Source organism: Plasticicumulans sp. (assembly GCF_035331805.1).
Taxonomy (GTDB): Bacteria; Pseudomonadota; Gammaproteobacteria; order Competibacterales; family Competibacteraceae; genus Plasticicumulans.
Map to the genome: position 1 here is coordinate 1 of NZ_DAOLKE010000089.1, position 11599 is coordinate 11599.

Genomic DNA, 11599 nt, shown 5'->3' on the forward strand with positions numbered 1-11599 from the left:
GGCCCCGGCAGGGCGCTCGTCCTCGCCGCGGCCGGCGGCCGGTGCCAGCACCGGCGCCGACATCCGGGCGTTGTGCCGGCGTGCGCACAGCGCGGCGAGCTGTTCGAGCAGCCGGGCCGGATCGAAGGGCTTGCGGAAGAAGTCACACACGCCCAGACGCATCGCCGCGATCGCATCGTCGAGATCGCCGTGGCCGGTGATCACGACGTAATCGAGCCGCTGCGGATAGGTCTGCTGCAGTTCGCCGATCAGCGTCAGGCCGTCGATGTCGGGCATGCGCAGGTCGCAGAGCGCGATGCCGATGCCGGGCTGCGCGGCGAGGAAATGCCGGGCGGCGGCCGCATCGTGGGCGACGTGACAGCGGTAGCCGCTTTCCTCCAGCAGCTCGGCCAGCTCGACCAGCGCATCGACATCGTCATCGACGAGCAGCAGTTCCTCTGCCTCTGCGGCATGGGCGGCGGGAGCAGGCATACGGAGCCTCCGTGGACGAAAATCACTCCGGCGGGACCGCCGGGCGCGCAAGGGCGGTATCTTGCCGGCTGGCACGGCACACGACCGTGAACGACGTTACACGCGCACCGGTCGTTGCAGACTATTACAGTTGCAGCCCCGGCCCCTGCCGGCCGGCGGGGATACTGCGCAGCCACCACCACCGCGCCCGCGCCGCCGGCACCTTTGTCCTTCCGGCACCGTCAATCGAGGATTCCGCCCGGTGAAGCAAGACTCAGCGCCGCAGGTTCCGGCCGTGCTGGTCGTCGACGACGAACCCGAAGCGCTGCAGGAGCTGCTCGAATTCCTGGACCTGAACGGTTACCGCTGCCACGGCGCCACCGGCGTCGACGACGCCCTCGCGACGTTCGCGGCGGATGCAGGAATCGGCATCGTCATCACCGACCTGAACCTCGCCATCGGCAACGGCAACGAACTGGTCGGCCGCCTCGGGCTCGATTTCGGCGACACGCGCGCCTTCGAGGCCATCCTGGTCAGCGGCTATGCCGGCAAGGAGGACGTGATCGAGGCGCTGCGCCGCGGCGCGATCGACTTCCTGAACAAGCCGCTGTCCGGCGACGAGCTGCTGGACGCCGTGCGCCGTGCCGCCGTGCGCCTGGCGCGGCGCAGCCCCGGTGGCGAGCGGCTGGAGGCGCGGCTCGACGAGATGATGGATACGGTGCTGCGCCTCGGCGAGGAAGTCAGCGGCCTGCGCCGGCGGCTCGAAGCCGCACCACCGGAAGCGGCGCCGGCCACGACCGCAGCCGTGCTGTCCGACAGCGAGCCGCTGCCCGAACTGACGCCGCGCATGTGGGAGGTGCTCGCGCACGTCGGCGCCGGCAAGACCAACTACGTGATCGCCTGCGACCTCGGCCTGACCGAGAACACCGTCAAGCTCTACGTCTCGCAGATCCTCGGCAAGACCCGCGTCAGCAACCGCACGCAGCTCGCGCTGCGCGCCGCCGCTTGGCTCGCCGCCGCTGAGGCCCGCGGCCTGCTGCCGGTGCGTCCGGAACCGCCGGCGGGCTGAACCCGCGCGGCCGCAACAACGAAAAGGGGCTGCGGCGGCACCGCAGCCCCTTGTCCGTACTGACCTGCAATCGTCATCGAAGGCGGCCAGAATGTGTGGTGGGCCGTGTAGGACTCGAACCTACAACCAATTGATTAAGAGTCAACTGCTCTACCAATTGAGCTAACGGCCCGGCGAGGCGCGCATTAGACCGGAACGGCCGGCCGAAGTAAACCCCTGGCTGCGCCTGCGGCACGACGCTTGCACCGGTCTGAAACCCCGGGCGCAGACCTTACCAAAGTATCACCCCACGCCGGCCCGGCTTCTGATTCACTGAACTACCGTTGTGGTCCCCGAGGCCAGACCTGCTGCTGCAGAGCAGCCCCGGAAGCACCCGCACCGGGAGGATCTTCCCGGAATGTTGCCGCGGATGTTCAAAGAATTGCAGTAACGCCCCGCGTCACGGCGGAGCAGCCTGCACCATGACAAGGCGTCGCAGAACGCCCTCACCACCACAGAGGAGTCGCCCCATGCTGACCGAGCAGGAATGTCTGGACCTGTGCGAGCTGTCCGAGGAAGAGATTCAGGCGATCGCCGAACATGAGCATGTTCCCGAAGTCATCGCCGCCGAACTCGGCCAGTGTCTGGTGCAGACACACGCCGGACAGTGGCTGATCCGGCGCTACATCATGGAGGACATCGCCCACGCCCAGGTCATGGGCCGGGTGGGGCGGGTCGCCGAGCTGAACGGCGTGCTCGAACGCTTCGAGGCCAATCACCCGACCTACGACCTGCGTCCGAAGCCGCCGAGAAAGCTGCCGCAGCCGTACCGCCCGCACTGAGCCACCTGTCTTCCCCACCGACGCCGCGCCGGCCCCAGGCTGGCGCGGCGTCGTGCCGTCCGTAGCGCGCCGGACGCACCAGCAGGAGGCGACACTGGCGCGGGCGCTGCACCGTTGCGGGGCCAGTCATCCGCCTGCGTGCCGGCCAGCACCGGCAGCCGCCGCGGAAGCTCCCGGCGGCGCCGGGGGAACCTTCAGGTGCCGGCGTGCTCGCGCCGCGCCAGCCAGTCGAGCAGCGCATCGAGCGGCATCGCCCGCGCATACAGCCAGCCCTGCGCGTAATGGCAGCCGTGCATGCGCAGCCAGCCGGCCTGCGCCTCGGTCTCCACGCCCTCGGCGAGCACGCGCAGGCCCAGGCGCTCGGCGAGCCGGATGATCAGTTCGGCGATCTCGGTGCGCGATTCCCCGCCGTTGCCGAGTTCCTGCACGAAGCTGCGGTCGATCTTGATCAGGTCGGCCGGCAGCCGGCGCAGATAGGCGAGCGACGAGAAGCCGGTGCCGAAGTCGTCGATGGCGACGGTCAGGCCGCGCGCGCGCAGGCGTTCGAGCGTGTCGGTGACGGCGCCGAAGTTCTGCATCGCGACGGTCTCGGTCAGCTCGATCTCCATCTGCCGCGCCTCGGCGCCGCTGGCGAGCAGCTGGCGCTCGATGCTCGCGACCAGGTCGGCGCGCGCCGACTGCACGGCCGAGACGTTGACCGCAACGCGGATGTGGCCGTGACCGGCCGCGGCGAGCCGGGCCGCGGCGGCGCAGGCAAGCTCGATGAAGTGCTCGCCGAGCGGTACGATCAGCCCGGTGGCCTCGGCGAGCGGGATGAAGGCATCGGGTGCGACGCGCGTGCCGTCGGCGCGCTGCCAGCGCGCCAGCGCCTCGACGCCGGTGACGGTGCCGGTCGCGAGGTCGATCTGCGGCTGCAGCTCGATGCCGATCTCGTCGCGCGCGAGCGCCTCGCGCAGCGCCTGCAGCAGCGCGAAGCGCCGGCCGGCAGCGACGGCGATCTCCGGCAGCCAGTCCTGATGCTGGCCGTGGCCGCGCAGCTTGGCCTGCTTCAGCAGCAGCGTGGCGCTCGCCAGCGCCTCCAGCGCGGTGCCGGTGAACTCCGCAAGCGGCAGGCGCGCGGTGCCGACGCTCCAGGCGCCGCCGTCCGCGGCCGACGGCGCACCGTCGGCGAACAGGGCGGCGACGCTTTCGGGATCGAGCCGTTCGACCGGACCGAGCGCGCCGAACACGTCGCCGCCGAGGCGCGCGAGCAGCACGGTCGGGTCGAAGCCGTCGCGCAGGCGCTCGCCGATGCGCTTGAGCAGGGCGTCGCCGTAGGCCGGGCCGAGCGTCAGGTTGACGCCGGAGAAGTTGTCGATGTCGATCAGCAGCAGCGCGGTGTGGTGGCGGGCGGCGCTGCCGAGCGCGCTTTCCAGCGCGCGCAGCAGCGCGTTGCGGTTCGGCAGCCCGAGCAGCTGGTCGCGGTAGGCGAGATCGTCGAGGCGGCTGAACAGCGCGACGTTGTGCAGGCCGCTGCCGATGTTCAGCGCGAACACGCGCAGCAGTTCCTGTTCGGTGTCATCGAGCGAGCGCTCGATCTCGACCCAGGCCGCGTATTCGGCCCCGGCCAGCTCGGCCGGGAAGTACAGCACCATGCAGTCAGCGAGCACCAGCGTGCGCCGCTCCTGCAGGCAGTGGCGGATCGCCTCGCGCACGCCGGCCGGCTCCAGGGCTTCGAGCGGACGGTCGACGCTGCGCGCGTAGCGCCCGGCGGCCCCGATCACGCGGCCATCGTCGCGCGCGCGGCGCACGCAGACCACGCCTTCGGGCGGCACGCCGAGCACCGAGGCGATCTCGGCGATCGTGCGCGCCGAGAAGTCGCGCAGGCTGCGCGCGCCGACCAGCACGTTGCTGGCCTCGACGATCATCTGCAGGCCGCGCCGGGCGCGCGCCACGGTGCGCAGCTGCTCCCAGGCGCGCACACCGGCGGTCAGCAGCGTGTGCAGGCGTTCGACGCCGAGTTCGGACTTGGTCCAGTAGTCATTGATGTCGTAGCGCTCCATGACTTCGTGCACCGGCGCCAGCCCCGGCTGCCCGGTCACGAGCACGATGCGCAGCTCCGCGTTGCCGAGCACCTCGCGCACCGCGCGCGCCAGCCGCAGGCCGGCGTCGTCGGTTTCCATGACCACGTCGAGCAGCATCACCGCGATGTCGCGCTCGCCGGCGAGCAGGCGCGCGGCCTCGGCGTGGCCGTAGGCCTGCAGCAGCTCGATGCGCCGGCCGAGCACGCGCATGCCGGACAGCGCGAAGGCGGTCGAGCGCTGGAAGTCGCGGTCATCGTCGACGGCGAGCACGCGCCAGCGCTGCGGGCTCGCAATCCGCTCCGGCCCGGCCTCCGGCCCTTCGGGCAGGAACAGCAGATCGTCGTCATCGGCTGCCGGGACGCCGGCCGCTCCGGTGCTGCCATGGAAGTCTTGCGCGCTCATCGTCCGTCTCCGCTGACCGGCCGCCCGCATGCGCCGGTCTTCCCTGACGTGTGCCGGGTCACGGACCCGGACGAGGGCGCAGCATAAACGTTTGCCGGCCATTCATGCTGCACCGCACCACAAGCTTTGCGCCTCATGCGGCTCACAGCCCCAGCTCGGGCCACAGGCTGTCGACGCGCGCGCGGATCGCGTCGTCCATGCGGATCGGAGTGCCCCACTCGCGCGTGGTTTCGCCGGGCCACTTGTGGGTGGCATCGAAGCCGATCTTCGAACCGAGTCCCGAGACCGGCGACGCGAAATCCAGATAGTCGATCGGCGTGTTTTCGATCGTCACCGTGTCGCGCGCCGGGTCCATGCGCGTGGTCATCGCCCAGATCACGTCCTCCCAGCGGCGGGCATCGATGTCCTCGTCGGTGACGATCACGAACTTCGTGTACATGAACTGGCGCAGGAAGCTCCAGACGCCGAGCATCACGCGCTTGGCGTGGCCCGGGTACTGCTTGCGGATGGTCACGACCGCCAGCCGGTACGAGCAGCCCTCGGGCGGCAGATAGAAGTCGGTGATCTCCGGAAACTGCTTCTGCAGGATCGGCACGAACACCTCGTTCAGCGCCACGCCGAGGATCGCCGGCTCATCGGGCGGCCGGCCGGTGTAGGTCGAGTGATAGATCGGCTCGCGCCGGTGCGTGATGCGCTCGATCGTGAACACCGGAAAGGTGTCGACCTCGTTGTAGTAGCCGGTGTGATCGCCGAACGGTCCTTCGGGCGCCGTGTCGCCGGGCGCGATGTGGCCTTCGAGCACGAACTCGGCGCTGGCCGGCACCTGCAGGTCGCAGCCGAGGCAGCGCGCGAGTTCGGTCTTCGCCCCGCGCAGCAGGCCGGCGAACGCGTATTCGGACAGGGTATCCGGCACCGGCGTCACGGCCCCGAGGATGGTGGCCGGATCGGCCCCGAGCGCCACCGCCACCGGAAACGGCCGGCCCGGGTGCGCCTGCTGCCATTCGCGGAAGTCGAGCGCACCGCCGCGGTGCGACAGCCAGCGCATGATCACGCGGTTGCGGCCGATCACCTGCTGGCGGTAGATGCCGAGATTCTGCCGGGCCTTGTGTGGCCCCTTCGTGACCACCAGCCCCCAGGTGATCAGCGGTCCGGCATCGCCGGGCCAGCAGGTCTGTACCGGCAGGCGCGCGAGATCCACCGCCTCGCCTTCGAGCACGCATTCCTGGCACGGCGGGCGCGAGATCTCCTTCGGTGCCATGTCGAGCACCTTGCGGAACACCGGCAGGCTGTTCCAGGCGTCCTTCAAGCCCTTCGGCGGCTCCGGCTCCTTCAGGAAGGCCAGCAGCCTGCCGACCTCGCGCAGCGCCGCGACCGACTCCGCGCCCATGCCGAGCGCGACGCGCTCCGGTGTGCCGAACAGGTTCGCCAGCACCGGCACCGAGTGCCCGGCCGGACGCTCGAACAGCAGCGCCGGCCCGCGCGCGCGCAGCACGCGATCGCAGATCTCGGTCATCTCCAGCCGCGGCGACACCGGCACGCGGATGCGCCGCAGCTGGCCATCGGCTTCGAGGCGGGCAATGAAGTCACGCAGGTCTTTGTATTTCATCGGGACTCGACGACCTGACGGTCATCCGGACGACGGGGGGAAGCGGCGGCGGGCGTGCCGGCAGCCGCGCGGAGCCGACTCTACACTAGGCCGGTCGCCGGCAGCGTGATCCGCGAAAGCGCCGGTATGACCATTTGACCAGAACAGTGTAAGCTGCGCGGACTCCGCGACCCGGAGCCCATCCCCATAAAAGCCCGCACGGCACCCCCGGCCCGCCCCCCACGCGCGCCGGCAAGCCGGCGCACGACCGGAGGAGAAACAAAGGGTGGACTTCCTGCTGAGACTTTCCCGTGGCATCGACTGGCTCAATGAGCACGTCGGCAAGACCGTGTACTGGCTGATCCTGATCATGGTGATCATCTGCACGGGCAACGCGCTGATGCGCAAGCTGTTCAACATCAGCTCGAACGGCTTCCTCGAAATCCAGTGGTACCTGTTCGCGGCGGTGTTCCTGCTCGGTGCCGCCTACACGCTGCAGCGCAACGAGCACGTGCGCATCGACGTGGTCGTCGGGCGCTTCAGCCTGCGCACGCAGATCATCATCGACATCCTCGGCACGCTGCTCTTCCTGACGCCGCTGTGCCTGCTGATGATCGTGTTCGGCTGGCCGTACTTCCTCGATTCCTGGCACACGCAGGAATACTCGCCGAACCCCGGCGGCCTGATCCTCTGGCCGGTGAAGGTCCTGATCCCGATCGGTTTCGTGCTGCTGCAGCTGCAGGGCCTGTCGCAGCTGATCAAGCAGATCGGCGCGCTGACCGGACACGTCGATCCGCACACGCTGGTCAAGTCGCACCACGGCCACGCGCCCGCCGACGTGCCCGCGCCGCACACCCCGAACTGACGGAGCGCGCCCCCGATGGAAGCCTTCATTGTTGCCAACATGGCGCCGCTGATGTTCGGCGCCCTCGTGATCTTCCTGCTGCTCGGCTATCCGGTCGCGTTCGCGCTGGCGGCCAACGGCATGTTCTTCGGCCTGATCGGCATCGAATACGGGCTGCTGAAGCCCGAGCTGCTGCAGGCGCTGCCGCAGCGCGTGTTCGGCATCATGCAGAACGACACGCTGCTCGCGATCCCGTTCTTCACGTTCATGGGCCTGATCCTCGAACGCTCGGGCATGGCCGAGGATCTGCTCGACACCATCGGCCAGCTGTTCGGCCCGATCCGCGGCGGCCTCGCCTACGCGGTGATCTTCGTCGGTGCGCTGCTCGCGGCGACCACCGGCGTGGTCGCGGCCTCGGTGATCTCGATGGGCCTGATCTCGCTGCCGATCATGCTGCGCTACGGCTACGACAAGAAGCTGGCGACCGGCGTCATCGCCGCTTCCGGCACGCTCGCACAGATCATCCCGCCGTCGCTGGTGCTGATCATCATGGCCGACCAGCTCGGCCGTTCGGTCGGTGACATGTATGCCGGTGCGCTGATTCCGGGCCTGGTGCTGACCGGCATGTACGTCGGCTACGTGTTCCTGACCGCGACCTTCAAGCCGGACGCGGCACCAGCGCTGCCTCCCGAGGCCCGCAGCCTGCGCGGCGCGGCGCTCGGGCGGCGCGTGCTGGTGTCGCTGGTGCCGCCGCTGGTGCTGATCTTCCTCGTGCTCGGCACGATCTTCATCGGCGTCGCGACACCGACCGAAGGCGGCGCGATGGGTGCCTCGGGCGCGATCATCCTGGCGCTGATCAACCGCCGCCTCGACTGGAAGCTCGTGCGTCAGGCGCTCGACCAGACCGCCAAGCTGTCGTGCTTCGTGCTGTTCATCCTGATCGGCTCGACGGTGTTCGGTCTGGTGTTCCGCGCCGTCAACGGCGATCTGTGGGTCGAGCACCTGCTGACGGCGCTGCCGGGCGGCGAGGTCGGCTTCCTGATCGTCGTCAACATCCTGATGTTCGCGCTGGCCTTCTTCCTCGACTTCTTCGAGCTGGCCTTCATCCTCGTGCCGCTGCTCGGCCCGGTCGCCGAGAAGCTCGGCATCGACCTGATCTGGTTCGGCGTGCTGCTCGGCGTCAACATGCAGACGAGCTTCATGCACCCGCCGTTCGGCTTCGCGCTGTTCTACCTGCGCTCGGTCGCGCCGCCCGACATCCGCACCACGCACATCTACTGGGGTGCGGTGCCGTTCGTGTGCATCCAGATCATCATGGTGGCGCTGCTGATCGCCTTCCCGGGTCTGGTCAGCGTCGAGAAGCACAAGGTCGACAACAGCGCCCCGGTGCAGATCGAGATGCCGGCCGTCGACTACGGCGCCCCGGCCGGCGACGGTGGCTACGCGCCGCCGAGCTACGACTATCAGCCGGCCCCGCCGCCCGAGCCGGCCAAACCCTGAGCGGCCCGCTCCCCGCTGCCGCCGATCCGGGCGGCAGCGGGGAAAACAGCCGCGAAGACCCAAGAAAAAGCCCCGCCGGATGGCGGGGCTTTTTGCTGCCTGTGCTGCGACTTACAGGCGCTGGCTGTAGACGAAGTTCGCGTAGGTCGCCTCGGCGACGCGGAACCACTGGTACTCGGCCGAACGGAAGGTCTTCCAGGAGTCGTAGAGCTTCTTGAACTGCGGGTTCTTGCCGGCCTCTTCCTCATACAGCTCGTTGGCCGTCTTGAACGCCGCTTCCATGACATCGCGCGGGAACGGGTGCAGCTTGGCGCCGTCGCGCACCAGCCGGCTCAGCGCCGGCGGGTTCTTGGCGTCGTACTTGGCCATCATGTCGATGTTGGCCTCGGCCGCCGCCGCCGTGAACGCCGCCTGGTAGCTCTTCGGCAGCTTGTCCCATTCGCCCTGGTTGACGAAGAAGCTGACGTTCGGCCCGCCTTCCCACCAGCCGGGGAAGTAATAATGCGGCGCGACCTTCACGAAGCCGAGCTTCTCGTCGTCGTACGGCCCGATCCATTCGGCCGCATCGATCGTGCCCTTTTCCAGCGACGGGTAGATGTCGCCACCCGGAATCTGCTGCGGCACGGCGCCGAGGCGCGACATGATCTCGCCGCCGAGGCCGGCAATGCGCATCTTCAGGCCCTTGACGTCGGCCAGTCCCTTGATTTCGTTGCGGAACCATCCGCCCATCTGCGTGCCGGTGTTGCCGCCCGGAAAGCTGATGACGCCGTAGTCCTTCAGGAACTCGCGGTACAGCTCCAGACCGCCGCCGTGATACAGCCAGGCGTTCTGCTGGCGGCAGGTCAGGCCGAACGGCAGCGCGGTGTCGAAGGCGAAGGCTTTGTTCTTGCCGATGAAGTAGTACATCGTCGCGTGGCCGCACTCGACCGTGCCCTGCTGGGCGGCGTCGAGCGTCTGGAAGCCGGGGACGATCTCGCCGCCGGCGAACACGCGGATGTCGAACTTGCCTTCGGTGATCTCGCGCACGCGGTTGGCGAGCACCTCGGCGGCGCCGTAGATCGTGTCGAGGCTCTTCGGGAAGCTCGATGCCAGTCGCCATTTGATCTGCGGTTCGGCGCGCACGATCGCCGGGGCGGCAACGGTCGCGGCGGCGGCCAGACCGGCACCGGCGGTCTTCAGGAAGTCGCGTCTCTCCATTTTCTTCTCCTCGCTTTATCAGGGGGGCTCATGGCCCGGGCCAGTATAGGCAGTGCATCCGGACTGCCAGCGCCAAGCCTGACGGATTCCGGAAACGAAACGGGGCTGCTCACGCAGCCCCGTCGCCCGACTGGTCCGACAATAAGACCAACTCAGTTGGCGGCCGGCAAGACCTTGACTCCCTTCTGCGCGAAGCGCTCGTTGTCGAGGTAGACCTCGACCTGCCACTGCCCGGGCTGCTGCAGGTAGCGGTTGATCTGGAAGCTGCTGACGGTCGAGCGGCTGACGTTGTCGGCCGTGAAGCGCTGGGCGTCCGAGAACACCGGCTTGCGCTCGCCGTCGAGCACGCGCACCAGCTGCGTGTGCTCGCCCGGCGCGAGCTGGTTCCACTGCGTGAACACGTGGAAGCGCTCCTGATCGAGGCTCAGGGCCTCGACGGCGTTGACCGGCTGCTGGCGATCGTTGAGGCCGGTGGTCAGCACGACGGTCGCGCTGGTGCGGAAGGACGGCGCGGTGGCCGGAGTGCCGCAGGCGCCCGACAGGAGCGCAGCGGCCAGGAACAGGATGCGGATTTTCATGACGGCGAAACTCGATGGGGCGGGCGGGGCGGTGACGGCCGGGCCGGCACTATACCGCAGCGTCCGCAGCCGGCCGGCTCAGGTGTCGAAGCTCGCCAGCACCGGCGCGTGGTCGGACGGCCGCTCCAGCCGCCGCGGCCCGGTGTCGATCCGGCAGCCACGGCAGCGCGCCGCGAGCGCCGGCGACAGCAGGATGTGATCGATGCGCAGACCGTGATTGCGGCGGAAGCCGCCGCCGCGGTAATCCCACCACGAGAACGTCTTCGGCGGCTGCTCGAACAGCCGGAACGCATCGCGGAAGCCCGCATCGAGCAGGCCGCGGAAGGCGGCACGCTCGGGCCCGGAGCACAGGATCTGTCCGCGCCAGGCTTCGGGGTCATGCACGTCGCGATCCTCGGGCGCGATGTTGAAGTCCCCGAGCACGACGAGTTCGGGATGCGCGGCACGCTCGGTTTCGAGAAAGGCCGCGAGCTTCGCCAGCCAGTCGAGCTTGTAGGCGTACTTGTCGCTGCCGACCGCCTGACCGTTCGGCACGTACAGATCGAGCACGCGCACGCCGGCGACCGTGGCCCCGAGCACGCGCCGCTGCGGGTCCGCGAGCCCGGGCAGCTCGGTCACCACCGCGTCTGCCGGCTCGCGCGACAGCAGCGCGACGCCGTTGTAGGTCTTCTGGCCGGCGAAGACGACCTCGTAGCCGGCGGCGCGGATCGCCCCGGCCGGGAAATCGGCGTCCTGCAGCTTGGTTTCCTGCAGCGCCAGCACGTCCGGGCTTTCGGCGGCGAGCCAGTCGAGCACCTGCGGCAGCCGCACCTTCAGCGAGTTGACGTTCCAGGTGGCGATCTTGCGCATCGGCGGCTTCCGGTCGGGGACGGGGGCGCAGCATACAATGGCGCCCTTCCCCCGCCGTCCGTCCGGATGCCGCCCGCATGAGAATTCCCCGCATCCACGTCGCCGGTCCGATCGTCGCCGGCGAGCCGGTCGCGCTCGATGACAGCGCCAGCAACCACGTCGTGCGCGTGCTGCGCCTCGCGCCGGGCGCGCCGCTGCGGCTGTTCGACGGCCGCGGCGGCCAGTGGCGGGCGACGCTGGC

General features: G+C 69.3%; 11 protein-coding genes and 1 tRNA gene. 5 read left to right on the forward strand and 7 right to left on the reverse strand.

Features of this window, described 5'->3' with window-relative positions:
- Positions 1–471, reverse strand: a 471-nt coding sequence (locus PKE44_RS08465) for a response regulator (protein ID WP_324550042.1), incomplete at its 3' end; no start/stop codon positions are given.
- 241 nt (positions 472–712) lie between these two features.
- Between PKE44_RS08465 and PKE44_RS08470 the strand changes: the two genes are divergently transcribed.
- On the forward strand, positions 713–1519 hold the full coding sequence (locus PKE44_RS08470) for a response regulator transcription factor (RefSeq protein ID WP_324550044.1): 807 nt from the start codon (positions 713–715) through the stop codon (positions 1517–1519).
- Positions 1520–1615: 96 nt separating this feature from the next.
- On the opposite strand, the gene PKE44_RS08475 is transcribed toward PKE44_RS08470, so the two are convergent.
- Positions 1616–1691 (reverse strand) — tRNA-Lys (locus PKE44_RS08475).
- A 337-nt stretch (positions 1692–2028) separates the two neighbouring features.
- Between PKE44_RS08475 and PKE44_RS08480 the strand changes: the two genes are divergently transcribed.
- Entirely contained in the window at positions 2029–2340 is a 312-nt protein-coding gene (locus tag PKE44_RS08480; protein ID WP_324550046.1) for a hypothetical protein, read from the forward strand.
- A 194-nt stretch (positions 2341–2534) separates the two neighbouring features.
- On the opposite strand, the gene PKE44_RS08485 is transcribed toward PKE44_RS08480, so the two are convergent.
- Together PKE44_RS08485 and ubiD are read right to left on the reverse strand one after the other, a co-directional pair.
- Positions 2535–4805, reverse strand: a complete 2271-nt coding sequence (locus PKE44_RS08485; RefSeq protein WP_324550048.1) for an EAL domain-containing protein — start codon at positions 4803–4805, stop codon at positions 2535–2537.
- A 142-nt stretch (positions 4806–4947) separates the two neighbouring features.
- Positions 4948–6411 carry a 4-hydroxy-3-polyprenylbenzoate decarboxylase gene (gene ubiD / locus PKE44_RS08490; protein ID WP_324550051.1) on the reverse strand — a complete coding sequence of 488 codons (1464 nt, stop codon included), beginning with the start codon at positions 6409–6411 and terminating at the stop codon, positions 4948–4950.
- 265 nt (positions 6412–6676) lie between these two features.
- Between ubiD and PKE44_RS08495 the strand changes: the two genes are divergently transcribed.
- Both PKE44_RS08495 and PKE44_RS08500 read left to right on the forward strand, forming a co-directional pair.
- On the forward strand, positions 6677–7255 hold the full coding sequence (locus PKE44_RS08495) for a TRAP transporter small permease subunit (RefSeq protein WP_324550053.1): 579 nt from the start codon (positions 6677–6679) through the stop codon (positions 7253–7255).
- A 15-nt stretch (positions 7256–7270) separates the two neighbouring features.
- The gene (locus PKE44_RS08500; protein ID WP_324550055.1) at positions 7271–8734 is read left to right on the forward strand and encodes a TRAP transporter large permease subunit; all 1464 of its coding nucleotides are present in this window, start codon (positions 7271–7273) and stop codon (positions 8732–8734) included.
- A gap of 111 nt (positions 8735–8845) precedes the next feature.
- On the opposite strand, the gene PKE44_RS08505 is transcribed toward PKE44_RS08500, so the two are convergent.
- From PKE44_RS08505 to xth, 3 genes are all read right to left on the reverse strand, one after another.
- Complete coding sequence (locus tag PKE44_RS08505; protein ID WP_324550058.1) at positions 8846–9931, reverse strand: TRAP transporter substrate-binding protein; 1086 nt, start codon at positions 9929–9931, stop codon at positions 8846–8848.
- A 152-nt stretch (positions 9932–10083) separates the two neighbouring features.
- A complete protein-coding gene (locus PKE44_RS08510; protein ID WP_324550060.1) occupies positions 10084–10509 on the reverse strand; it encodes a hypothetical protein in 426 nt (141 codons plus the stop codon).
- A gap of 78 nt (positions 10510–10587) precedes the next feature.
- The gene (gene xth / locus PKE44_RS08515; RefSeq protein ID WP_324550062.1) at positions 10588–11358 is read right to left on the reverse strand and encodes an exodeoxyribonuclease III; all 771 of its coding nucleotides are present in this window, start codon (positions 11356–11358) and stop codon (positions 10588–10590) included.
- Between the two features lie 77 nt (positions 11359–11435).
- Here xth and PKE44_RS08520 point away from each other — a divergent pair.
- Positions 11436–11599 (forward strand): RNA methyltransferase PUA domain-containing protein (locus PKE44_RS08520; protein ID WP_324550064.1); only part of this gene is annotated, 164 nt, incomplete at its 3' end.

What these genes read in the sequence shown, in the direction of transcription:
- PKE44_RS08480 (WP_324550046.1), top strand. Translation starts at nt 2,029, where the DNA reads ATGCTGACCGAGCAGGAATGTCTGGACCTGTGCGAGCTGTCCGAGGAA.
- xth (WP_324550062.1), bottom strand. Translation starts at nt 11,358, where the DNA reads ATGCGCAAGATCGCCACCTGGAACGTCAACTCGCTGAAGGTGCGGCTG.
- PKE44_RS08485 (WP_324550048.1), bottom strand. Translation starts at nt 4,805, where the DNA reads ATGAGCGCGCAAGACTTCCATGGCAGCACCGGAGCGGCCGGCGTCCCG.
- PKE44_RS08510 (WP_324550060.1), bottom strand. Translation starts at nt 10,509, where the DNA reads ATGAAAATCCGCATCCTGTTCCTGGCCGCTGCGCTCCTGTCGGGCGCC.
- PKE44_RS08505 (WP_324550058.1), bottom strand. Translation starts at nt 9,931, where the DNA reads ATGGAGAGACGCGACTTCCTGAAGACCGCCGGTGCCGGTCTGGCCGCC.
- ubiD (WP_324550051.1), bottom strand. Translation starts at nt 6,411, where the DNA reads ATGAAATACAAAGACCTGCGTGACTTCATTGCCCGCCTCGAAGCCGAT.
- PKE44_RS08500 (WP_324550055.1), top strand. Translation starts at nt 7,271, where the DNA reads ATGGAAGCCTTCATTGTTGCCAACATGGCGCCGCTGATGTTCGGCGCC.